Source organism: Pantoea sp. Ft-CA_14, from assembly GCF_024520875.1.
GTDB classification, from domain to species: Bacteria; Pseudomonadota; Gammaproteobacteria; order Enterobacterales; family Enterobacteriaceae; genus Pantoea; species Pantoea agglomerans.
Genome location: NZ_JALNPM010000010.1, coordinates 46038 through 68169 on the forward strand (window position 1 = coordinate 46038; position 22132 = coordinate 68169).

A 22132-nucleotide genomic window follows, 5' to 3' on the forward strand; every position below is an offset into this window, starting at 1 on the left:
TCATGGTACGTTTTACACTTAGGGAAAAGCAAGCCAGCCACGCCATTCCCGCGCTTGTCAGCAGTTTTTTTTATGTTTACCTTATGGTTATTAGCGAAAGCAGAGGAAAAGCCATTTTGCCGCAATCTCAGCCCCATCATCTGGTGATCACCGCGCTCGGTGTTGACCGTCCGGGTATCGTCAACACCATTACCCGACACGTCAGCAGCTGCGGTTGCAATATTGAAGATAGCCGTCTTGCCATGCTTGGGGATGAGTTCACCTTTATCATGCTGCTGTCGGGCAGCTGGAACGCGATCACACTGATTGAATCGACCCTGCCACTGAAAGGGGCAGAGCTGGAACTGCTGATCGTCATGAAGCGCACCAATGCCCGGCTCCGTCCGCCGATGCCCGACACCGCGTTCATTCAGGTTGAGGTGGCTGATTCGCCGCATATTATTGAACGCTTTACCGATCTTATCGATAAGCATCAGATGAATGTGGCCGAACTGGTGTCGCGCATTACGCCAGCGCAACACAATTTGCCCCCTACGCTCTATATTCAAATGACCGCTCACAGTCCGACGCGAACCAGTGGCACCCCGTTTGAGCAGGCGTTTAATACCCTGTGTCAGGAGCTGAATGCTCAGGGAACGCTGCGCCTTTACAGTGTGTCAGATGCCGACAGCAGCGAATCTGTCAGCGCGGTACGCTAAGCTTTGGTCAATTAACCGGAGTTATTTCTCCACATTACTGCCACTGAAAGGTGACCGGCTATGTGGTGAAATACCCCCTGATGGTAATTTTCCCTCTGGCCGTTTCTGACCGGATGGTGTATTACCCACAGCCTGAATAAGAAAATGGAGAGATGTAATGAATCCACTGAAAGCCGGAGATACTGCACCCGCATTTAGCCTGCCCGATCAGGACGGCGAACACGTGAATCTGACCGACTTCCAGGGACAGCGCGTTCTGGTGTACTTTTACCCGAAAGCGATGACACCAGGCTGCACCGTGCAGGCGTGCGGTCTGCGTGACAACATGGATGAGTTGAAAAAAGCGGGCGTTGAAGTGCTGGGCATCAGCACCGACAAACCGGAAAAACTGTCAAAGTTTGTCGAAAAAGAGCTGCTGAACTTTACCCTGCTCTCCGATGAAAACCATGAAGTCTGCCAGGCGTTTGGCGTCTGGGGTGAAAAAACGTTTATGGGGAAAACCTATGACGGCATTCATCGCATCAGCTTCCTGATAGATGCCGAGGGCAGGATCGAAAAAGTGTTTGATAACTTCAAGACCTCGAATCACCACGACATGGTGCTGGATTACGTCAAGTCAGCCTGATGTTGAGGGGCGCGGTAGCCTTAACGCCGCGCCCTGCTTAGCTGCCTCTTCCCCGCCCGTTTTTATCCTGCCGTTGCGAAACACTGTGAGTTAACGCGATTACGCGGCGGCCACGATAACGCAGTTGCGCCCGGCATTTTTCGCTTCATAGAGCGCCGCATCCGCCTGTTTTAAACTGCCTTCCAGCCCGACATCCTGCGAACCATTCCATGCCGCGACGCCGATAGACAAGGTAATGCGACCCACGTCGGTGAGCCAGGCTTCTGCAATGCCCAGTCGCACGCGCTCGGCGATAATCTGCGCCTCATCCAGCGCCGTTCCCGGCAGCAGCATCAGAAACTCCTCTCCGCCGTTGCGGCACACCACATCAGACTGACGGGCGCTGGCACGCAGCGTGCTCGCCACCTGCTGAATCACCCGGTCGCCCACATCGTGGCCCCAGCTATCGTTGACGTTTTTAAAGTGATCGATATCCAGCGCCAGCACCGAGAAAGGCTGGCGTAGCGTGCGGTAGTACTCCAGTACCGCATTAAGACCACGCCGATTCAGCAACTGAGTCAGGGGGTCGGTCTGGGCTTCAGAACTCAGACGACCGATTTTGTCCTGCACCAGTCCGATGCCGGTGAGCAGCGCGCGCTTGACCTGCGCCGCCTCAAAATACCAGGCACTGATGCCGCCAATCTCTTTTGATACGCCCTGCGCATCCATCCGGCTGGCTTTGCGGGCCAGCTGGAACAGTGGTCGGGCAATCAGCCGTGCCAGCCCTAACGCAACCAGCAGGGTCAGCAGTGCGAACGGCACCGAGTTCTTCAGGACTTTCATTAACAGGCCTGAAAGCGGGTTCAGCGTGACGTTAATCGGCTTCAGCGCCACCACCGTCCAGCCGGTGGTCGGCACGACGGCATAGCCCGCCAGCTGCGTGGACTCACCTGCACCCGCAAGCATCAGCGAGCCATTGGTCTGCTCGTCACGCGGACTGACGATGGCGGGCAGAACTTTACCAATCAGCTGACGATTCTGGTGATACAACACCTCATTATTACTGTCGAGCACATAGACCGTGGTGCCATCACGGTAGAATTGTTCACCCAGTAGCGCATTCAGAATGCTTTTTTTCTTCAGATAGATCGTGCCGCCGATGTAGCCCAGATAGTCGCCATCGGGACTCCAGATTGGCCAGGAGACAAACACCAGCAGATTATTGGCTGCAGAAAGGGTCGGTTTACTGATGATCGGCTGCCGCAGCGTCAGCGCTTCGCGGGAGGCGTCGCTGGTGACACGCATCCCTTTCAGCGTCAGGGATTCGGGCGAGATCGCTTTGATGGCGCCCTGCTCATCCACCACGGCAACCGAGTTGAAACTGGTAGTCTGCTCACGCAGACGATTGACTTCGCTATTCAGCAGTCCTTCATTATTAAAGTCACGGCTTAGCTGATTGGCGCTGTAGTGCAACTGTGACTGCGCCAGCTGGAAGAAAATTTCACTGGTTGAGGCCAGCTTGGCGGCATAGGCCCGGTTAGCCTCAAGCGTGGTGTCAATCAGCACCTGGCGCTGCACCCGCCAGGTGGCGTAGAGCGTATTCGCGAGCGTGATAACAATGCTGACAATCACCAGCAGGGCGATCAGATTGCGCAAGTCGGCCTTGGGCCGAAAGAGCTTTAACATGGCGTCGCCGCCCCGGAGAAGAGTGTCATGTCGTGAATGCCTGATTATTTTTTTAATGTGTGCCAGAAGCCCTGATAGCCGGGCTTAAGTCTACACTGTGTCGGCATTTTTGAGCAGCATTAAGACAAATATCACCCCGCTTAATACAGATTTAGCTGGCACTAATCGATTAACCCCTGACTATCGTAAAATGGCCAGGGGCCCGAAAAGTGGCCAATCGCGCACTGATGCGTGACCATTCCCTGCATTGGCTGCCAGCAATGGAGCAAAAAGCCGGGCGGCTCCAGAGTAAAGTGAGCCGGCCCCTTCGGGTGCAGATCCAGAGCCACCTGATGCGACACGCCGGGTGCGACACAGGCCAGGGTTCCGGCAAAGCGGGTCTGCAGGCTGCGATGCAGATGACCACAAAGCACCCGCTCAACCTGCGGATGGCGGGCAATGATCGCCTCAAGTGCCTCAGGTTGGCGTAACCGTTGCCGATCCATATGCGCAATGCCACAGGCAAAAGGGGGATGATGCAGCATCACCAGCGTGGGCTGATCCGCGGCCTCGCGCAGTGCCTGATCCAGCCATTGCAACTGCTGCTCATCCACCTCCCCCCACGGCTGTTGCGGTACGCTGGAGTCCAGGGCCAGCAGCCTGACGCCGCCCACGCTAAGCTGCCAGTTCAGGGTCGGCCCCGCCTGCAGGTAGGTGTGATCCGGGAAGGCAGCACGCAGTGCCTCGCGATCGTCGTGATTGCCCGCCATCAGATAAAAGGGCAACTGGAGGCGCTGCAGGGCTTCGCGCAGCGTCTGATACTCTTCCGGCCTGCCAAAATCGACCAGGTCGCCGGTAATCACCACCACATCGGGGCGCGGCTGCAGCGCGTTAAGGGTATCGATAACCTGCAGTAAAGCGGCATGGGTATCGACCTGTTTATAAGAGAGACGACCAAAAGCCTTGATATGCAGATCGCTGATTTGCGCGATGACTGTGGGTTGAACAGACACAACAGACTCCTTAGCAACTAAATTCCAGCGCGGCCTGGCGGGTCAGCGACCAGCTGATGCGCTGTCCCGCCTGCCAGATTTCGCGGGCATGACGCTCGACCTGAATGGGGTTATCCAGCCCGATATCGATCAGTAAGCGCTGCGAGGCGCCAAGAAACGTACTGCCCACCACCACACCGCGCTGGGCATAGCGGGTGTCGTCGGCCAGCAGCACATCTTCCGGGCGGCAAAAACGCAGGGGATGACCGTCGGGATCGTGCGCAATGCAGTTTACGGCGCCCACAAAATCCGCTACAAAGCGGGAGGCCGGGCGCTGATAAATTCCCTGCGGAGTATCGAGCTGCACCAGACGGCCCTGCTCCATCACCGCGATGCGATCGCCCAGCGCCATCGCCTCCTGCTGATCGTGGGTGACGTAAACCGCAGTGATCGCCAGCCGCTTGAGCAGCGCGCCGATCTCCAGCCGCAGTCGATCGCGCAGCCTGGCGTCAAGCGCCGCCAGCGGCTCATCGAACAACAGGACTTTAGGCCGTGCGGCCAGCGCACGTGCCAGCGCCACCCGCTGCTTCTGCCCGCCGGACAATTTATCAATCGCCCGGTGGGACAGATGTGTCAGGTCAACCAGTGCCAGCATTTCCGCGACCCGCGCATCACGCTCGGCACGTGGCACGCCCTGCACCTTCAGACCATAGGCGACGTTCTGCGCCACGTTGAGCGTCGGGAACAGCGCGTAGTTCTGAAACACCATGCCAACGTTGCGTTTCTCAATCGGCAGCGCGGTGACGTTACGCTTGTCAAACCAGATCTCTCCCGGGGGATCGCTGCTATCCAGACCGCTGATAATACGCAGCAGCGTGGTTTTGCCACAGCCTGACGGCCCCAGCAATACCAGTGTTTCACCGGCGTGAACCTGCAGGTCGAGCGGATGCAGCGCGACCTGCTGATTAAAGCGACGCGAGCAGTGGCTCAGCGTCACGTTGACGGCCTCATTCATACGGTTTCCTCTCTCTGCTGCCGCGAAGATTGCCGTTCCAGCCAGTGATTACAGGCGTTGAGCAACAGCAGCAGCGGTAAAATCATCATAATAAAGATCAGGGTATAGGCGGACCCGACTTCCAGTCGCATCGAGGTGTAGCTGTCGGCCAGACCGACCGGCAGGGTTTTGGTCAGTGGCGTGTGCAGCATCCAGGTAATGTTGAACTCCCCCACCGACAGGGTGATCACCATAAATGCGCCCGCCAGAATGCCGTTGCGGCAGTTCGGGACGACCACGGTAAAGAAGCGGCGCCAGAAGCCCGCCCCCAGGCTGGCGGCGGCTTCTTCAAGGCGCGGCAGATCAATCGCCTGCATCACCGACAGCACCGGTCGGATCATAAAGGGCAAGGTAAAGAGCACATGGCCGATCAGGATGAAGAGCCAGCTGTCGCGCAACGCGCTGAACTGACCATAGAGCAGAATGATGCCCAGAGCGGTGGCCAGGCCCGGCAATGCGACTGGCAGCATCAGGCACTCCTCAATGCGGCTGGCCCAGCGTGACGGTGATTTCAGTAAGCCCCAGGCGGCTGGCACGCCAGCGATAACCGTCACCGCCAGACAACTCAGAGCGATCAGCAGCGACAGCCAGAAGGTGTCGGCATACATCTGCCACACCTGTTCCACCCATTTCAGCGTCAGGCCGCTGCGCAGGCCAGTGAAATAGTTCTGCGTGACGCCCGCCAGCATCGAGAGCACAACCGGCACAATCATAAACAGCGCGGTGAGGCTGGTGATCACCACCTGCAGCCAGAACAAACCCCGGCGCTTCATACCGTCTCCTTGCGGCGGGCAGCCAGTCCGTTCGCCAGCATCAGCGCCAGCCAGGCCACCGCCCCCATCACCACCGAAAGCGCCGCTGCGGTGGCAAAGTTGGCGTAATTAGTGAACTCGCCATAAATGGTCAGCGGCAGCACCGCGAGCTCTGTGCCAAGGGTAAATGCGGTGCCAAAGGCGCCCATGCTGGTGGCGAAACAGAGCGCGCCGCAGGAGAGCAGCGCCGGTTTCAGCCCAGGAATGATGACGTCAATGATGATGCGCCACTGGCTGGCACCCAGCGATCGGGCGGCCTCTTCCAGCGAACGGTCCAGCTTTTCACTGGCCGCCACCAGCGTCACGATGGCGCGCGGCAGCGAAAAATAGAGATAGCCAATAAATAAGCCGCTGAGCGAATAAGCAAGGACCCAGCGCTCATGAAACAGGCTGAGACTGAGTTGCGCCAGAACACCCTGACGCCCCGCCAGCATGACCATCAGAAATCCCACCACCACGCCCGGAAAGGCCAGCGGAAAGGTCAGCAGCGCCAGCAGCGTGCCTCGCCCGGTAAAGCGCTGCCGTGCCAGAAAGCAGCCCACCACCGCAGCAATCAGCAGCGTCACCAGTGTGACCGCTGCCGAGAGCAGCACGGTATTCAGCAGGCTTTGCAGATATTGCGGCTGGCTGATTACCGTCCAGTAGCCGCTGTGGTGAGTTGTACGATCTTCCGTCATACCGATCTGCAACAGACGAGCAAACGGCAACAGCCAGAAGGCAGCAAAGAACAGCAGCGCAGGCAGCAGCATCCACGGCCAGTTTGCCCCCAGCGGCCGAAGGCGGTGGCGAACTGAGTCGCCAGCAGCAAACGGATTGATCTCTGAGAGTGACATCAGCGGATCTCGCTCAGGTAACGGGCGGAGAAGCTCTTCTGCGCATCGGCCATCTGCTGATAATCCACCGTGTGAGCGCGCGCATAGTCGCTGTCAGGCAGAAAATATTTCTTCGCTTCGGGTGACATCGCGCCCGCCCGGACCGGACGCAGCCAGGCATTAGCCCAGATCGCCTGACCGGCATCTGACAGCACGAAATCGATCACTTTCTTACCGTTGGCCGGATGCGGCGCATTTTTCACCAGGCTGATGACGTAAGGCACCGTGACCGTCCCCTCGCTGGGGATCACAAATTCCACATTGGCGTGATCTTTGTAGCGGGCGCGATAGGCATTGAAGTCGTAGTCGATCAGAATCGGGATTTCGCCTGAAATCAGCCGGGCATAGGCGGTCTGCTTAGGCACAATCGGCTGGTTGCGTTGCAGTGCTTTGAACCAGTTGATGGCCGGGGTGAAGTCATGAAGACTGCCGCCTTTCGCCTGGTTCACCGCGACGGCTGCAACGTAGCCCACAAAGGCGCTGGCCGGATCAAGATAACCTACCATGCCTTTATATTCCGGCTTCAGCAGATCATCCCAGGAACGCGGCACCGGCGCGCCACCCAGCGCATCAACATTGACCATAAAGCCCATGGTACCGGAGTGCAGCGCCACCCACTTGCCAGCAGGATCTTTCATGCCTGCCGGGATCTGATCCCAGTTTGCCGGTTTGTAAGCGCTGACCACGTCTGCACTGACTGCCTGAATGCCGAAGCTGACGCCATAATAGACCACGTCGGCGACCGGATTGCTTTTCTCGGCAACCAGCTGCGCCAGCGCCTGACCCGAATTTTTATTGTCCTGCGGCACATGAATGCCCGTCGTTTTTTCGATCGCCTGGAGCTGTGTCGCCCAGTCGGCCCACTCTGGCGGGCAGTTGTAGCAGATAGCATTTTCAGCCGCCTGCGCCCACGATGAGGCAAGCGTGCATCCGGCCAGCAGCGCAGCGCTGGCGATAGGTTTGAAGTTAACGGTGAGTGACATGATGTTTCCCTGAAAAAGAGCCATGAAATGCCGGGGCGACACTCTCCCCGAGACGTAAATGATGAGCCAGCAGATGGGTTTTACCGCCGACGGGATTCAGAAGCAGGTCAATGGCGCGCGCGCCCATTAGCGCAATCGGCTGCACCACGCTGGCCAGTGAAGGTGAAAGCTGTTCGCCCAGCTCAATGCCATCGAAGCCGACCACGGAGAGCTGATTCGGAACGCTGACGCCGGCACGCGCAGCGGCGCCCAGCAGGCTGATAGCCAGCAGATCGTTACTGCAAATCACCGCCGTCAGCGGCGAAGGTGCATTAATCAGCGGCAGCAACGGATGGAAATCGGACTGGATATGGCTGGGCATCTCAATCATCGCCTGTGGCGTCAGACCGGCCTGCTGCATGGCATCGCAGTAGCCGAGATAGCGCAGACGGGCGCGGTCAGATTGCTGCATAGGGCCCGCAGCCATCACGATATGGCGGTGGCCCAGTGACACCAGATGGGCGGTCGCTTCGGCAATGGCTTTGCGGTTATCTACGCACAGCGCGGGCCATTCGTGCTGTTGCGGTACGTTGTGGGTCAGCACGAAGGGCATCTTCGCCGCCGCCAGTGTCGGCAGCAGCGCACTGCTGTCGGCATCTGCCACCGTCAGTACCAGACCGGCGACACGCTGGTGCAGCATATGTTCGACAATCGCCGCTTCCCGCTCAGCCTGATAATCACTGGTTGCTACCAGCAGCCCATATCCCGCCAGACGAGCCTGCTGCTCCATCGCCTGTAACTGCATGGCAAAAACCGGATTGAGCAGCGAAGGCAACAGGACGCCAAGCGTGGTGGAGTGCTGGGTGCGGAGCTGACGGGCAATATGATTCGGGCGGAAACCGATCTGTTCCGAGGCGGCAAGCACCTTTTGCAGCGTGCCCGGTTTTAGCAGATGAGGGTCAGAAAAGGCGCGCGCAGCGGTTGCGCGGGAGACCCCTGCCAGTCTGGCTACGCTGATTAAATCGGTCATGACTGCCTCGTTTATTGTCGATGAGATCGATCTCATTGCGACAACACTAGCGGCGTTCTATGACAGGGGCATCACAGGAATTTGACGGGCAGGTGACAGCGGCAGTGACGCCGCTGTGGGGGAATTAAAGCATCAGGAAGGCGTAACCGCTGTTTTCCAGGGTCGCAACGGTGGTGCCGCTGGAGATAGTGTGAGTGACCATCGGGTCGATCCAGTTGCGCTCAAGCTGATGAAACGCCACTGACTGATCGCAGATAGTGACCTGAACGCCCGCTTTTTTCAGCTCGCTGATCAGCTTCAGGTTCGGGTTATCGACGCCGTAGGCTTTGCTGAACTGGTCATTATTCAGCGCTGATGAAACCGCGTCGCCGTTAATTGACACCACAAATTTCAGCTGGTCGAGTGGCACACCTGCCGCATAATAGAGGTTGGTGACGCGCGCTACGCGCTCCAGACCGAGATTCGGCTTACGAATATCCCCTTCACTGCGGTTGATCTGAAATACTATTTTATTACTCAGGCCCGCTGTCGTGCCGGGTTTAAATGCAGGCGTATCGACATAATGTATTTTTCCGTAGCCTTCAATCGCTGGCGTACTCCAGAAATCAGCAGGTTCGGATTTATTATCCGCCATTTTCCCGCTGACCTTATCGAATAATTCCGGCAACTGTAAAACATTGCCGCCGATAAATCCCGCTACGGCTGCCATCACCACTAAAGCTGCTGGACGCATTAACTCTTCTCCCGATCGTTTAAAACATCAATTACATTGCCAGCCACGCGTATCCCTGGTTTTGCAGGGTTGATACGGTGGTCGGACTGGAAAGCGCATGGACCACAGATTTATCAATCCAGTTATTAGGATAGTGATGGAATGCCACGGACTGATCGCAGACCGAGACTTTCACTCCCGCCTGATTCAGCTCATTAATCAGCTTCAGGTTTGGATTTTCGATGCCATAAAACTTTTTAAAATGGGCGTTATCCAGCATGGCGGGCGTCGCATCGCCGGTGACCGAAACGACAAACTTCAGCTGATCGGCCGGAATGCCGGAGGCGATATATAAATTCACCACGCGCGCCACACGCTCCAGTCCCAGATTGGGCGCGGTCATCGCGCCATCGCTTCGGGTAATCTGAAAAACAATTTTATTGCTCAGGCCTGCCACCGGTTTAAACGCAGCGTCGGGCTCATAATGAATTTTGCCGTAACCTTCAATCGCCGGTGTACTCCAGAATCCCGGGGCTTCCTGTGGCTCGGTTGCAAAATGGCGTGTCACTTTGTCATAAATCTCGCCACTCTGTGTGACAGCCGCGCCAACGACTCCGCCAATAATGGCGATTAACGCGTATGAAACAACTGAACGCATAACACTTCTCTCCGGCAAATAATGGCTGGCAGATTCAGGACTGAATCAGGTCGGCTATCTATATCACAGCGCAGGCATAATTCTCGCCTGCGTAAATTCAGGTCAGCGCGCGGCTGATAACTGCTGAAATTATTCACCTTCCGTATTAATCGAAAAGTTTCATTATGAGGAAAAAAAGGTCTTAATAAGAATGGACCTGACTTTTTGTGCTTTTTTCCATTTCTGTGACATTAACAGCAATAAATAACAGCCAGGCGTAGCTGGAATAAGCAGGATAAAGGCGGGAGCTACGATTTAATTTATCAATGGCGAAGAGGAGATTCACGGCTCAGAGAGGGCTATTTTTTCAGAGTAGACCTGGAAAAACTCATGCCATAGTCAGTTTTTTTGAGTGAATTTACATAACTTTAAAAAAATCCGCTCACAGGCTAAATCTGCGCGGCAGCAGATTCTGCTTTATTCTGCCGAAGCGCATTGGGAATAAATGAATAAGGCATTACTTAACCGCTCACAAACCCGGCGATACTCCGCCGGTTTTTATTCGTTTAACCGCGGTTTAAGTTGGCAGGATGTTCAGTTTTTTTCGTCAAAATGGGCGATCTTGCACAAATTACGTTGGTCGTTTGCCAGAAAACGACATTTCATTCTTTTGATGCTCTGGTTAAGATAGTCACGAACCGTCGTTATCTGCGAAAAATGGAACATTCCCGCTGCGCACCTGTCCATTTTCAGGGCCTCTCTACAGGATTAAGGCATGTTGAACCGGTTAAAGAAAACGCTGATCGCCGCGCTCCTTCCGACGCTCATTTTCACTACTCTGTCACCTGCTTATGCCGATGTCAGTGATTCACTTCCCGATATTGGCACTACGGCCGGTTCGACGCTGTCGATTAATCAGGAACTGCAGATGGGCGACTTTTATGTGCGCCAGCTGCGTGCCAGTGCGCCGCTGATCAACGATCCGTTGCTTAATCAGTATATTAATCAGCTGGGTCAGCGACTGGTGTCGCATGCCGACTCAGTGAAAACCCCGTTCCACTTCTTTCTGATTCAGAACGATGAGCTCAACGCCTTTGCCTTTTTTGGTGGCAACGTGGTGCTGCACTCAGCGCTGTTCCGCTATACCGAAAATGAAAGCCAGCTGGCGTCAGTAATGGCGCATGAGATCTCACACGTTACCCAGCGCCATCTGGCGCGCGCAATGGAAGATCAGAAGCGCAATGCGCCACTGACATGGGTCGGTGCGCTGGGCTCTATTCTGCTGGCGATGGCCAATCCGCAGGCGGGCATGGCAGCACTGACCGGCACCCTGGCGGGAACTCAGCAGGGGATAATCAGTTTTACCCAGGGTAATGAGCAGGAAGCTGACCGCATCGGAATTCAGGTACTGCAGCGCGCCGGGTTTGATCCCCAGGCGATGCCGAACTTTTTACAGAAGCTGGCCGATCAGAGCCGCTTCTCCTCGAAGCCTCCTGAAATTCTGCTGACGCATCCCCTGCCCGACAGCCGTCTGGCGGATGCCCGCAACCGCGCTAACCAGATGCGGCCGGTGGTGGTGCAATCTACAGAAGATTTCTATCTGGCAAAAGTGCGTTCACTGGGCATGTACTCCACCGGGCGTAATCAGCTCACCGACGAACTGCTGAGCCAGTATGCCAGCGGCAATTCTCGTGAGCAGCTGGCGTCACAATATGGCAAAGCCATACAGTTTTTGCAGGCGAAAAGCTTTGCCGATGCGAAGCGGATTATGACGCCGCTGCTGGCGAAACAGCCTAATAACGTCTGGTTCCTGGATCTTATGTCAGATATCGATATCGGCCTGAATCAGCCACAACAGGCGATCGCCCTGCTCAGCGCCGCCACCAGTGCAAAAAACAGCCCGGTGGTGCAGCTCAACCTGGCCAATGCCTACGTTGAAGCGAAACAGTATGCCAATGCCAGCCGCATTCTGAATCGCTACACCTGGGCTAATAAAGATGATCCCAACGGCTGGGATTTGCTGGCCCAGGCGTCTGCACAGCAGGGACTGAATGATGAAGAGTTATCGGCGCGGGCAGAGAGTCTGGCGCTGAATGGCCAGCTCGATCAGGCGATCACCGCGCTTGGCAGCGCCAGCGCACAGGTGCCGCTCGGCAGCCTGAAACAGGCGCGCTACGATGCCCGTATCGATCAGCTGCGCCAGTTACAACAGCGCTTTAAGCAATATCAGAAAGGTTGAGCATTCACGCTGCGAATAAAGGAGAGTCTGAGATGGTGACGATTTACCACAACCCGCGCTGCAGCAAGAGCCGCGAGACGCTGGCACTGCTGAACGCCCGCGGGATAGAGCCGGAAGTGGTGCTCTATCTGCAAACGCCGCCCGATCGCGAGACGCTGCAAATCCTGTTACAGAAACTGGGAATGCAGAGTGCACAGCAGTTGATGCGGACTAAAGAGGCGATCTATAGCGAACTGGCACTCAGCGACAAAAGCGAAAGTGCACTGCTGGATGCGCTGGTGGAACATCCGGTGCTGATTGAAAGGCCGATAGTGATCAATGGCGACAAGGCGCGGATCGGACGTCCGCCCGAAGCGGTGCTCGACCTGTTTTAAAGGCCGAGTGTCTCTTTCACAAACGGAATGGTGAGTTTACGCTGGGCGCTGATCGAGGCGCGATCAAGCCGATCCAGCGTATCAAACAGGGTGCGCATTTCACGATCCAGTCGCTTCAGCAGGAAGCGTCCCACATCTTCCGGCAGCTCAAATCCGCGTAACCCGGCGCGCAGTTGCAGCGCCTGTAATTTGTCTTCGTCGGAGAGAGGCTGCAGGCGATAGATCTGCCCCCAGTCCAGCCGCGAGGCGAGATCGGGCAGTTGCAGATTAAGCTGGCGTGGTGGACGATCGCCGGTAATAAACAGCCGCGTATTGCCGGTTTCCAGAATACGGTTATAGAGATCGAAGATCGCCATTTCCCATTCAGGCTCGCCTGCAATGCACTCGATGTTATCGATGCAGACCAGTGACAGCTGCTCCATCCCTTCCAGTACTTCCGGTACAAACCAGGTGCGTTTGTCCAGCGGAACGTAACCGACCGCTTCGCTGCGCGCTGACATCTCGGCGCACGCGGCGTGCAGCAAATGGCTCCGCCCTCCGCCTTCGCGTGACCAGAAGTAGAGATAGCTGCCATGTTGTTGGTTGAGAGCGCCTTTCAGCGCGGCAATCAGCGACGGGTTTTCCCCCGGCCAGAAGCTGGAGAAGGTTTCATCGTCAGGTAAATAGAGTGGCAATGACAATTGTGCCGGCGTGTTCAGAAGCACCTCAGCAAGAGAACAAGCAAAAAATCGGGGGAAGTCTAACACAGTTTTCAGAAAGAGATGAATGGGGCGTCCCTGCCCCGATCCTGTCAGGCTTGCTGCGATCACGGCTCGCGCGATTCTTCAGCCTCCAGCACCACTTCTTCCGGACGCAACAGCGAGATCACACGGAAGATCAGCGCTAATCCAACCCCTACGATTGTCGCCAGCGCCATGCCTTTCAGCTCCGCAGCACCGATATGTACCTTCGCACCGCTGACGCCGATGATCAGGATCACCGAGGTCAGGATCAGATTTTGCGCTTTGTTGTAATCGACTTTGGATTCGATCAACACCCGGATACCGGATGCGCCGATCACGCCATACAGCAGCAGCGACACGCCGCCCATTACCGGTACCGGGATCGCCTGGATCACCGCCGCCAGTTTGCCGACACAGGAGAGCAGGATCGCCAGAATCGCCGCGCCGCCAATCACCCAGGTACTGTAGACGCGGGTAATCGCCATCACACCGATGTTTTCACCGTAGGTGGTGTTAGGCGTTGAACCAAAGAAGCCGGAGATGACCGTTGATAAGCCGTTGGCGAACATCGAACGATGCAGGCCAGGGTCGCGAATCAGATCTTTCTTTACGATGTTGGCGGTGACCACCAGATGCCCGATATGCTCGGCAATCACCACCAGCGCCGCAGGCAGGATCGTCAGCATCGCCACCCATTCAAAACGCGGGGTATAGAAGGTTGGCAGCGCAAACCAGGGGGCTTTGATCACGCCGCTCCAGTCAACGATGCCCATAAATGCAGAGAGCAGATAACCCGCCACCACCCCGACCAGAATCGGGATGATCGCCAGGAAGCCACGAAACAGCACGGAACCGAATACCGTCACTGCCAGCGTGACCAGCGAAATCAGCACGGTTGTACTGTCGGGCGCACTGCCTTCCGCGGGCAGCAGACCCGCCATATTAGCGGCTACCCCTGCCAGCTCCAGACCGATGACGGCGACAATCGCGCCCATCGCCGCCGGGGGAAACATCACATCGAGCCAGCCGGTGCCCGCGCGTTTGACAATCAGCGCCACCAGACAGAACAGCACGCCGCACAGGATAAATCCGCCCAGCGCGACCTCATACCCCAGCGGCAGCAATAGCAGTACTGGCGAGATAAAGGCAAAACTGGAACCGAGGTAAGCGGGAATTTTGCCTTTACAGATAAAGAGGTAGATCAGCGTGCCTACGCCGTTAAATAACAGCACCGTCGCCGGGTTGATGTGGAACAGAATCGGTACCAGTACCGTGGCACCAAACATGGCGAACAGGTGTTGCAGGCTGAGTGGAATGGTTTGCAGTAACGGCGGTCGTTCACTGACGCCAATGGCGCGACGAGTCATCATTTATCCCCTTGTGTTATTTATCCCCCAGGGCGCGCGCCTCTGGCACAGCAGCAGGCACGCCGGTGAGCCTCGCAGCCACACCAAACCCGTTCGGGGATCTTTTTTTTGCCAAAAAAAAGCCGACTCTCTGGTCGGCTATGCGATTTATTTGGTTCCGAAAATCTTGTCCCCGGCATCGCCGAGCCCGGGAATGATGTAACCCTTCTCATTCAGTCCCTGATCCACTGACGCGGTGTAAAGCTCAACGTCAGGATGCGCTTTCTCCAGCGCGGCAATCCCTTCTGGTGCGGCAACCAGTACCAGCACTTTAATGCTGGTGCAGCCCGCTTTCTTCAGCAGGTCGATGGTGGCGATCATGGAACCGCCTGTCGCCAGCATAGGATCGACGACCAGCGCCAGGCGCTCTTCGATGTTAGAGACCAGCTTCTGGAAATAGGGAACCGGCTCCAGTGTCTCTTCATCACGGTAAACACCCACCACGCTGATACGGGCGCTGGGAACGTGCTCCAGCACCCCTTCCATCATGCCCAGGCCGGCACGCAGAATCGGCACCACCGTGATTTTTTTGCCTTTGATCTGATCGATCTCTACCGGGCCATTCCAGCCCTCAATGGTTACGCGCTCTGTTTCCAGATCGGCGGTCGCTTCGTAGGTCAGCAGGCTGCCCACTTCAGACGCCAGCTCGCGAAAACGCTTTGTACTGATATCATGCTCACGCATCAAGCCCAGTTTATGTTTGACCAGCGGGTGTCTGACTTCCACGATCTTCATTGGTGTTCTCCCGGAATGAGTTGAGCTAAAAAAAATCGCGGGATTATACCGCCTTTTGCGCTCCACGCCACCTGCTCTTGCGCAAAGCCGCGGGTTTTACCGGGACAAATAGAGGATCAATGAAAATCGCCCGATGCGCAATCCCGGACTCGCAAACGTTTGCCTGCACTGATAGAATTGCCGCGCTTTATTTTAAACCACCAACCGCAACTCGCGTGGGGACCTCGCAGTGACCGACAAAACCTCTCTCAGTTACAAAGACGCCGGTGTTGATATTGATGCTGGTAACGCTCTGGTTGACCGTATTAAAGGCGTAGTGAAAAAGACGCGTCGCCCGGAAGTGATGGGTGGACTGGGCAGTTTTGGTGCGCTTTGCGCGCTGCCGCAGAAATACCGTGAACCGGTGCTGGTCTCCGGCACCGATGGCGTTGGCACCAAGCTGCGTCTGGCGATGGATCTCAAACGTCACGATGCCATTGGTGTTGACCTGGTGGCGATGTGCGTCAACGACCTGGTGGTACAGGGCGCCGAGCCCCTCTTCTTCCTCGACTACTATGCTACCGGCAAACTGGATGTGGATACCGCCTCTGCGGTGATCACCGGCATCGCCGAAGGTTGTCTGCAGTCGGGTTGTGCGCTGGTGGGCGGTGAAACCGCTGAGATGCCAGGCATGTATCACGGTGAAGATTACGATGTGGCCGGTTTCTGTGTTGGCGTGGTGGAAAAGTCAGAGATCATTGATGGCAGCAAGGTGCAGGATGGCGACGTACTTATCGCCCTCGGCTCCAGCGGCCCGCACTCCAACGGCTATTCGCTGGTGCGTAAGATTCTGGAAGTCAGCAACACCGATCCGCTGGCTGAACAGCTGGAAGGCAAACCGCTGGCCGATCATCTGCTGGAACCGACCCGCATCTACGTGAAAAATATCCTGAGCCTGATTGAGCAGGTCGATGTGCACGCTATCGCACACCTGACCGGCGGCGGCTTCTGGGAGAATATTCCGCGCGTGCTGCCCGACAACACTCAGGCCGTCATCGACGAGAAGAGCTGGCAATGGCCGGCCGTCTTCAGCTGGTTACAGCAGGCAGGCAACGTCAGCCGTTTCGAGATGTACCGCACCTTTAACTGCGGCGTCGGCATGATCATCGCCCTGAGTCCGGCAGACGCGGACAACGCGATTGCGCTGATGCAGGCTGCGGGCGAGAAAGCCTGGAAGCTCGGCGTAATTAAAGCGTCTGATGCCGAAGAGCGTGTGGTCATCAACGGATGAAAAAGCTGGTTGTACTGATTTCCGGCAACGGAAGTAACCTTCAGTCCATCCTTGACGCCTGTGCAAGCGGGCGGATTCACGGCAGCGTGGCTGCCGTGTTCAGCAACCGCGCCGCCGCTTATGGCCTGACGCGGGCGCAGGAGGCAGGCATTCCTGCCCACTCGCTTGCCGCCAGCGACTTCACTGACCGCGAAGCCTTCGATCGCCAGCTCATCGCTGAAATCGAAGCCTACAGTCCAGACCTGATTGTGCTGGCAGGATATATGCGCATTCTCAGCAGCGCGTTCGTAGCCCATTTTCACGATCGCCTGCTGAATATCCACCCTTCCCTGTTGCCGAAATATCCGGGTCTGCATACGCATCGTCAGGCGCTGGAAAATGGCGATAGCGAACATGGCACCTCCGTGCATTTCGTCACTGATGAGCTGGATGGGGGTCCGGTGATCCTGCAGGCAAAAGTCCCGGTTTTTCCCGGCGACAGCGAAGCGGAGATTACGGAGCGGGTGCAGCATCAGGAGCATGCCATCTATCCGATGGTAATCGGCTGGTTTGTTGAGGGTCGTCTGGCGATGCGTGACGGCCAAGCCTGGCTGGATGGCGAACCGCTGCCGCCGCAGGGTTATGCTAACGACTGACGCGACAGGGGAAGCCGGGGCTTCCCCTGAAGTGCTGGCGGTCGGGGTAAAGGCTCAGGGAACCTTTGAGCCGTCTGACATAACAACCTGCTCTGCTCCCGTTACTGACTTAACCGTAGCGCCCCGTAATATAATCTTCGGTCCGTCGCTGTTTTGGCGCGGTAAAGATACGGTCAGTCTCATCAAACTCCACTAACGCGCCCTGATGCATAAACGCGGTGTAATCTGACACGCGAGAAGCCTGCTGCATGTTGTGCGTCACCAGCACCAGCGTGAAATGCTGCTTGAGCGTGGTCATCAGCTCTTCAATCACCAGCGTGGAGATGGGATCCAGCGCGGAGGTCGGCTCATCCAGCAGCAGAACTTCCGGTTCAATCGCAATGGCGCGGGCAATCACCAGCCGCTGCTGCTGTCCGGTCGAGAGCGTCAGCGCATTCTGTGACAGCTGATCTTTGACCTCACTCCACAACGCCGCCGCGCGCAGCGCACGTTCACAGGCTTCGTTTAGCACCCGCCGATCGCGTACACCCTGTAAGCGCAGCCCGTAGACCACATTTTCATAGATCGATTTTGGAAAAGGATTGGGGCGCTGAAACACCATGCCGACCCGACGACGCAGCGCCGAGAGATCCTGCTCAGGTCGCAGGATCGGCTGCGATCCCAGCAACACCTCACCCTCGACCCGGCAATGATCAATCACATCATTCATGCGATTAAAGCAGCGCAGCAGCGTCGATTTGCCACAGCCGGAGGGCCCAATCAGCGCGGTAATCTTGTTTTTCGGCACCTGCAGCGAAATAGCCTGCAGCGCCTGGCGCTCGCCATACCACAGCGATAGCTGGTTAACGGTCAGCGCGATATCCGTGTCGGACGTCATAGTCATAGCCTGTTATTGAGTCATAAGGCGATAGCGTTCACGCAGACGGTGACGCAGTCCCATCGCCAGCAGATTAAGCGACAGAATAATCAGCACCAGCAGCAGCGCGGTGGCGAACACCAGCGGCCGGTCAGCTTCAATATTCGGACTCTGAAACGCCAGATCGTAAATCTGGAAGCCCAGATGCATAAATTTGCGATCCAGATGCAGATAAGGAAACACCGCGTCGACGGGCAGTTCCGGCACCATTTTTACCACGCCAACCAGCATCAGCGGCGCGGTTTCACCAGCGGCACGCGCCACCGCCAGAATCAGGCCGGTCAGCATGGCAGGCACCGCCATCGGCAGCACCACGTTCCACAGGGTTTCCGCCTGAGTCGCGCCCAGCGCCAGCGACCCCTGCCGCAGGCTGTTGGGAATACGGGATAGTCCCTCTTCGGTCGCCACAATCACCACCGGCAGCGTTAGTAACGCCAGAGTCAGCGACGCCCACAGCAAACCAGGTGTCCCGAAGGTGGGATTGGGCAGCGCGCTGGCGAAGAAGAGCTGGTCTATCGTGCCGCCCACCAGCCAGACAAAGAAGCCCAGACCAAATACGCCATAGACGATTGAAGGAACGCCTGCCAGATTGACCACCGCGATGCGCACCAGTCTGGTCAGCGCATTGCGTCCGGCATATTCATGCAGCCAGATGGCGGCGATGACACCCAGCGGCATCACGACCACCGACATCAGCAACACCATCAGCACGGTGCCAAAGATCGCCGGGAACGCCCCGGATTCACTCTCGCCTTCAGCGGGTGAATCACTGACGAAACGCCACAGCTGATGCAGAAAATGCAGCGTTTTGCCGGTCAGCGTCATCGCGTTCGGCTTCCAGCTGTCAACGATTTCGGTCAGCGGGATCGCATGTTCGGTGCCATGCACATCCCGCAGGATTAACAGATCGCGCTGACTCTGCTGTTGCAGCGAAGCCAGTGTCTCGCTCAGCTGATTAAAACGGCGCTGCAAAGCGGCCTGATTGGCCTGATATTCTGACTCGGCCTGCAAATCAAAGCGCCCGGCAGCACGGTTTGTGGCCGCCTGCTCATCAAGCTGCTCACGCTGGCTGTTGAGGCGCGCCATATCGACCCGGCGAATCTGATTAGCCTGCCGCACCAGCATCTGCACCTGTCCGAGCCGCTGATGTAGCAGTGCATCAGGATCCTGCGCAGTCAGCTCTTCATTATCCTCACGCAGGCCGACAAACCAGCCGTATGCCTGACCGTGGCTGCGGCGCTGCAGCACCATGATGTCCGCAGGCTGGCTGACCTGCGCTGCCGTGCGACTGTAAACCACCCGGAAATCGGGTGCGTCCCAGTCACGGTTACCGGTTTTAATCAGATAACGATTAACCTGTCCGCCGCTGTTGCCCTGCTCATCTGCCGGGGCCGGAAAGCGCCGCTGATGTTCCAGGGTTTCACCCAGCAGGCGCGTCTCGGCCCCTTCAGGCTGGCTAAAAGTGTAGAGATCGACGCGCTGCGGCCAGAAAGCGCGCACGCCCTGCCAGGCCAGTAACCCAATCAGCAGCGTAAAGGCCAGCAGGCAGACGGCTACGGCACCGGCGGTTAGCCAGCGCCAGCGATCGTTCTGTTGCATCGCTTTCATGCCTGCTCCTCGTGCTGGCTGTAGCGCTGGCGCAGCCGCTGACGGATCAGCTCGGCAACCGTGTTGATCACCAGCGTAAACAGCAGCAGCATCAGGGCGCTAAGAAACAGCACGCGATAATGAGCACTCCCCGCCGCCGCTTCCGGCATCTCAATGGCGATATTGGCGGACAGCGCGCGCAGGCCGCTGAACAGGCCACCTTCACTTTGCGGCGTGTTGCCGGTCGCCATCAGCAAAATCATGGTTTCTCCTACGGCACGCCCCAGACCAATCATCAGAGCGGCAAAAATACCGGCGGAAGCACCCGGCAGCACGACGCGGGTCAGGGTTTGCCACGGCGTCGCGCCCAGTGCCAGCGAGCCCTGCCCCAGTGCAGCCGGCACGCTGAACAGCGCATCCTCAGAGAGGGTAAAGATCAGCGGTACCAGCGCAAAGCCCATCGCCAGTGCGGCTACCAGCAGATTGCGCTGTTCGTAATGCGGCAGCCAGTCGCCCGCATCCGGTATCAACAGCGTGGGCAGCCACAGCGTCAGCAGCGTGACCAGCAGTAACAGCGGCAGCAGAATCAGCACTTCATGACCCGGCTGACGCCAGCGCGGCGGTAAACGCGCGCTGAATACGCCGCACAGCAGCAGCGTGCCCGCCAGCGTCAGCGGCAGCAGCAGCACACCCACCAGCGCCTGACCAATATGCGGCGCGAGCCAGATCCCGGCAATCAGCCCCACCACTACGCTTGGCAGCGCACCCATCATCTCAATGGCCGGTTTGACCCAGCGTCGCAGGCCTGGCGCCATAAACCAGGCGGTGTACATCGCCGCCGCCAGCGCCAGCGGTGTGGCAAACAGCAGCGCTAAACTCGCCGCTTTCAGCGTACCCATCACCATCGGCATCAGGCTGAACTTGGCCTGATAACTGTCACCCGCCGCGGTCGATTGCCAGATCCAGTCCGGTCCGGGGTAATTTTCATACCAGATTTTTTGCCAGAAATTGCGCCAGGTGACGTCCGGCCACGGATTATCAAGCCGCAGGGTCTGCCAGCTTCCCGCCCGTTCAATCAGCAGGCTGTCGCCTCGTGGCGAAAACTGCGCCTGCACAATGCCAGGTTCCAGCTGACGCTGCAGTATCGGGCCATTCTGCTTGCTGGCGAACAGCCTTAACAGCCCCTGTTTGCTGAGCGTCGCAAACACGCGGCGTTGTGATTCCGTCACCAGAATGGTCTCGCCGTCGCTGTTGGCAAAGGTACGAATGCGCTGCAGGCGCGGCCCCTGTTCGCTGGCGATAGCAAACCACTGCGTGACGCCGCTGCCATCCTGGATCAGCAGGCTTGTGCCGCCCACCAGCAGATGCAGACTTTTTGGCCGCTGCGGCAGGGTGTGCGTTTCGCGCAATAGTGCACGGTCATCGTCAAGTTGCCAGACCCGCAGCAGATTGCCTTCGGTGGTGTAGAGCAGATCGCCGGCCGGAGAGAGCGCCAGCAGATCCAGCTGGCGTTGCGGCAGCGGGATAACCGAGGCCTGGCGATCGGTGCCAAGCGTCAGCACCCGGAGTCCGGCCTCAGTAAGTGCGGCTATACGCCACTGACCCGCATGGCGCGTCGCCAGCGCCATCTTCGTCACTGCGCCATCGGGCAGATGAAAAGGTTTATCTCCCAGCGGAAAACGCCACTGCTGGTCGGCGGTTGGCTGCATCAGTGTCAGCGCACCCTGCATATTCAGCAGTAGCGTCTGCTCATCGGCACTCCGCACTATCTCCCCGGGCGGCGGGGTCAGCGCCAGTGCCGGTTCCGCAGGCTGACCATCCAGCGGAATAAAACGCGCCGCACCGCGCTCGCTGATGCGCCAGCCGACCTTCCCCTGATTGCCAATCGCTAAGGCTGGCGCACGATCCCAGAGTTGCTGGCTGGCCGCAACCTGCAGGCCCGGCGCATTAAACAGCGGTAATACCACGCCAATCAGCCAGCAGAAGAGCAGCAGCATCAATAGCAGGATCGCCACGCCACAGCAGGTGACCAGCCGCCGCGTCAGACGGTCAACAGCACGACGCTTACGATCGCTGAATTGGACAGGAATGTGGTTTGCGCTCATGCGGTTCCGCTAGCAGGCCAAAATAAGCCGCTATGTTGCCCGTAGCCGATTGATAAGACAACTCCTGGCGTTGGACAACGCTGCCATACTCTCGCCATAATGTTG

The 22132-nt window shown here is 57.5% G+C and carries 21 protein-coding genes; 6 read left to right on the forward strand and 15 right to left on the reverse strand.

Annotated features, from left to right (window positions below):
• The first annotated feature begins 116 nt into the window (after window positions 1-116).
• Both NR195_RS15410 and bcp read left to right on the forward strand, forming a co-directional pair.
• Complete coding sequence (locus NR195_RS15410; RefSeq protein WP_010260011.1) at window positions 117-698, forward strand: glycine cleavage system transcriptional repressor; 582 nt, start codon at window positions 117-119, stop codon at window positions 696-698.
• Between the two features lie 157 nt (window positions 699-855).
• The gene (gene bcp, locus NR195_RS15415; protein WP_010260016.1) at window positions 856-1323 is read left to right on the forward strand and encodes a thioredoxin-dependent thiol peroxidase; all 468 of its coding nucleotides are present in this window, start codon (window positions 856-858) and stop codon (window positions 1321-1323) included.
• Window positions 1324-1422: 99 nt separating this feature from the next.
• Here bcp and NR195_RS15420 read toward each other — a convergent pair whose 3' ends face one another.
• The 9 genes from NR195_RS15420 to NR195_RS15460 form a co-directional block, all read right to left on the reverse strand.
• The gene (locus NR195_RS15420) at window positions 1423-2988 is read right to left on the reverse strand and encodes a sensor domain-containing diguanylate cyclase (RefSeq protein ID WP_010260020.1); all 1566 of its coding nucleotides are present in this window, start codon (window positions 2986-2988) and stop codon (window positions 1423-1425) included.
• A 161-nt stretch (window positions 2989-3149) separates the two neighbouring features.
• Window positions 3150-3980 carry a phosphodiesterase gene (locus tag NR195_RS15425; RefSeq protein WP_256844686.1) on the reverse strand — a complete coding sequence of 277 codons (831 nt, stop codon included), beginning with the start codon at window positions 3978-3980 and terminating at the stop codon, window positions 3150-3152.
• Window positions 3981-3990: 10 nt separating this feature from the next.
• Window positions 3991-4974, reverse strand: coding sequence for an ABC transporter ATP-binding protein (locus NR195_RS15430; protein ID WP_256844687.1), 984 nt, complete (start codon window positions 4972-4974; stop codon window positions 3991-3993).
• Complete coding sequence (locus NR195_RS15435; RefSeq protein ID WP_022624145.1) at window positions 4971-5786, reverse strand: ABC transporter permease; 816 nt, start codon at window positions 5784-5786, stop codon at window positions 4971-4973. The genes NR195_RS15430 and NR195_RS15435 overlap by 4 nt, the downstream gene beginning before the upstream one ends.
• Complete coding sequence (locus NR195_RS15440; RefSeq protein ID WP_191914178.1) at window positions 5783-6658, reverse strand: ABC transporter permease; 876 nt, start codon at window positions 6656-6658, stop codon at window positions 5783-5785. The genes NR195_RS15435 and NR195_RS15440 overlap by 4 nt, the downstream gene beginning before the upstream one ends.
• Entirely contained in the window at window positions 6658-7680 is a 1023-nt protein-coding gene (locus NR195_RS15445) for an ABC transporter substrate-binding protein (protein WP_033769710.1), read from the reverse strand. Before NR195_RS15445 ends, NR195_RS15440 begins: the two co-directional genes overlap by 1 nt.
• A complete protein-coding gene (locus tag NR195_RS15450; RefSeq protein ID WP_132499590.1) occupies window positions 7664-8689 on the reverse strand; it encodes a LacI family DNA-binding transcriptional regulator in 1026 nt (341 codons plus the stop codon). The genes NR195_RS15445 and NR195_RS15450 overlap by 17 nt, the downstream gene beginning before the upstream one ends.
• 124 nt (window positions 8690-8813) lie before the next feature.
• Complete coding sequence (locus tag NR195_RS15455) at window positions 8814-9422, reverse strand: DsrE family protein (RefSeq protein ID WP_010671341.1); 609 nt, start codon at window positions 9420-9422, stop codon at window positions 8814-8816.
• 31 nt (window positions 9423-9453) lie between these two features.
• Window positions 9454-10059, reverse strand: coding sequence for a DsrE family protein (locus NR195_RS15460; protein ID WP_010671340.1), 606 nt, complete (start codon window positions 10057-10059; stop codon window positions 9454-9456).
• Between the two features lie 754 nt (window positions 10060-10813).
• Here NR195_RS15460 and NR195_RS15465 point away from each other — a divergent pair.
• Together NR195_RS15465 and arsC are read left to right on the forward strand one after the other, a co-directional pair.
• Window positions 10814-12277: a M48 family metallopeptidase gene (locus NR195_RS15465; RefSeq protein WP_010260049.1), complete on the forward strand. Its 1464-nt coding sequence runs from the start codon at window positions 10814-10816 to the stop codon at window positions 12275-12277.
• Between the two features lie 32 nt (window positions 12278-12309).
• Window positions 12310-12651 carry an arsenate reductase (glutaredoxin) gene (arsC, locus tag NR195_RS15470; RefSeq protein ID WP_086906249.1) on the forward strand — a complete coding sequence of 114 codons (342 nt, stop codon included), beginning with the start codon at window positions 12310-12312 and terminating at the stop codon, window positions 12649-12651.
• Here the strand turns inward: arsC and hda are convergent.
• The 3 genes from hda to upp form a co-directional block, all read right to left on the reverse strand.
• Complete coding sequence (gene hda / locus NR195_RS15475) at window positions 12648-13349, reverse strand: DnaA inactivator Hda (protein ID WP_195719715.1); 702 nt, start codon at window positions 13347-13349, stop codon at window positions 12648-12650. The two genes, arsC and hda, sit on opposite strands and share 4 nt — an antisense overlap.
• A 107-nt stretch (window positions 13350-13456) precedes the next feature.
• Window positions 13457-14740 carry a uracil permease gene (gene uraA, locus NR195_RS15480; protein WP_010260058.1) on the reverse strand — a complete coding sequence of 428 codons (1284 nt, stop codon included), beginning with the start codon at window positions 14738-14740 and terminating at the stop codon, window positions 13457-13459.
• Window positions 14741-14887: 147 nt separating this feature from the next.
• Complete coding sequence (gene upp, locus NR195_RS15485) at window positions 14888-15514, reverse strand: uracil phosphoribosyltransferase (RefSeq protein ID WP_009088774.1); 627 nt, start codon at window positions 15512-15514, stop codon at window positions 14888-14890.
• 229 nt (window positions 15515-15743) lie between these two features.
• On the opposite strand from upp, the gene purM reads away from it, so the two are divergent.
• Window positions 15744-16784 carry a phosphoribosylformylglycinamidine cyclo-ligase gene (gene purM / locus NR195_RS15490; protein WP_256844688.1) on the forward strand — a complete coding sequence of 347 codons (1041 nt, stop codon included), beginning with the start codon at window positions 15744-15746 and terminating at the stop codon, window positions 16782-16784.
• Window positions 16781-17419: a phosphoribosylglycinamide formyltransferase gene (gene purN, locus NR195_RS15495; RefSeq protein WP_010671336.1), complete on the forward strand. Its 639-nt coding sequence runs from the start codon at window positions 16781-16783 to the stop codon at window positions 17417-17419. The genes purM and purN overlap by 4 nt, the downstream gene beginning before the upstream one ends.
• Window positions 17420-17528: 109 nt before the next feature.
• Here the strand turns inward: purN and pstB are convergent, their stop codons facing one another.
• From pstB to NR195_RS15510, 3 genes are read right to left on the reverse strand one after another with little or no spacing between them, the layout of a single operon-like run.
• Window positions 17529-18296, reverse strand: coding sequence for a phosphate ABC transporter ATP-binding protein PstB (pstB, locus tag NR195_RS15500; protein WP_010260068.1), 768 nt, complete (start codon window positions 18294-18296; stop codon window positions 17529-17531).
• A 12-nt stretch (window positions 18297-18308) separates the two neighbouring features.
• Window positions 18309-19943: a phosphate ABC transporter permease PstA gene (gene pstA / locus NR195_RS15505; protein ID WP_010260070.1), complete on the reverse strand. Its 1635-nt coding sequence runs from the start codon at window positions 19941-19943 to the stop codon at window positions 18309-18311.
• On the reverse strand, window positions 19940-22027 hold the full coding sequence (locus NR195_RS15510) for an ABC transporter permease subunit (RefSeq protein WP_256844689.1): 2088 nt from the start codon (window positions 22025-22027) through the stop codon (window positions 19940-19942). Before NR195_RS15510 ends, pstA begins: the two co-directional genes overlap by 4 nt.
• Window positions 22028-22132 lie beyond the last annotated feature (105 nt).

What these genes read in the sequence shown, in the direction of transcription:
- bcp (WP_010260016.1), top strand. Translation starts at nt 856, where the DNA reads ATGAATCCACTGAAAGCCGGAGATACTGCACCCGCATTTAGCCTGCCC.
- NR195_RS15420 (WP_010260020.1), bottom strand. Translation starts at nt 2,988, where the DNA reads ATGTTAAAGCTCTTTCGGCCCAAGGCCGACTTGCGCAATCTGATCGCC.
- NR195_RS15430 (WP_256844687.1), bottom strand. Translation starts at nt 4,974, where the DNA reads ATGAATGAGGCCGTCAACGTGACGCTGAGCCACTGCTCGCGTCGCTTT.
- NR195_RS15435 (WP_022624145.1), bottom strand. Translation starts at nt 5,786, where the DNA reads ATGAAGCGCCGGGGTTTGTTCTGGCTGCAGGTGGTGATCACCAGCCTC.
- NR195_RS15440 (WP_191914178.1), bottom strand. Translation starts at nt 6,658, where the DNA reads ATGTCACTCTCAGAGATCAATCCGTTTGCTGCTGGCGACTCAGTTCGC.
- NR195_RS15445 (WP_033769710.1), bottom strand. Translation starts at nt 7,680, where the DNA reads ATGTCACTCACCGTTAACTTCAAACCTATCGCCAGCGCTGCGCTGCTG.
- NR195_RS15450 (WP_132499590.1), bottom strand. Translation starts at nt 8,689, where the DNA reads ATGACCGATTTAATCAGCGTAGCCAGACTGGCAGGGGTCTCCCGCGCA.
- NR195_RS15455 (WP_010671341.1), bottom strand. Translation starts at nt 9,422, where the DNA reads ATGCGTCCAGCAGCTTTAGTGGTGATGGCAGCCGTAGCGGGATTTATC.
- NR195_RS15460 (WP_010671340.1), bottom strand. Translation starts at nt 10,059, where the DNA reads ATGCGTTCAGTTGTTTCATACGCGTTAATCGCCATTATTGGCGGAGTC.
- NR195_RS15465 (WP_010260049.1), top strand. Translation starts at nt 10,814, where the DNA reads ATGTTGAACCGGTTAAAGAAAACGCTGATCGCCGCGCTCCTTCCGACG.
- arsC (WP_086906249.1), top strand. Translation starts at nt 12,310, where the DNA reads ATGGTGACGATTTACCACAACCCGCGCTGCAGCAAGAGCCGCGAGACG.
- uraA (WP_010260058.1), bottom strand. Translation starts at nt 14,740, where the DNA reads ATGACTCGTCGCGCCATTGGCGTCAGTGAACGACCGCCGTTACTGCAA.
- upp (WP_009088774.1), bottom strand. Translation starts at nt 15,514, where the DNA reads ATGAAGATCGTGGAAGTCAGACACCCGCTGGTCAAACATAAACTGGGC.
- purN (WP_010671336.1), top strand. Translation starts at nt 16,781, where the DNA reads ATGAAAAAGCTGGTTGTACTGATTTCCGGCAACGGAAGTAACCTTCAG.
- pstB (WP_010260068.1), bottom strand. Translation starts at nt 18,296, where the DNA reads ATGACGTCCGACACGGATATCGCGCTGACCGTTAACCAGCTATCGCTG.
- pstA (WP_010260070.1), bottom strand. Translation starts at nt 19,943, where the DNA reads ATGAAAGCGATGCAACAGAACGATCGCTGGCGCTGGCTAACCGCCGGT.
- NR195_RS15510 (WP_256844689.1), bottom strand. Translation starts at nt 22,027, where the DNA reads ATGAGCGCAAACCACATTCCTGTCCAATTCAGCGATCGTAAGCGTCGT.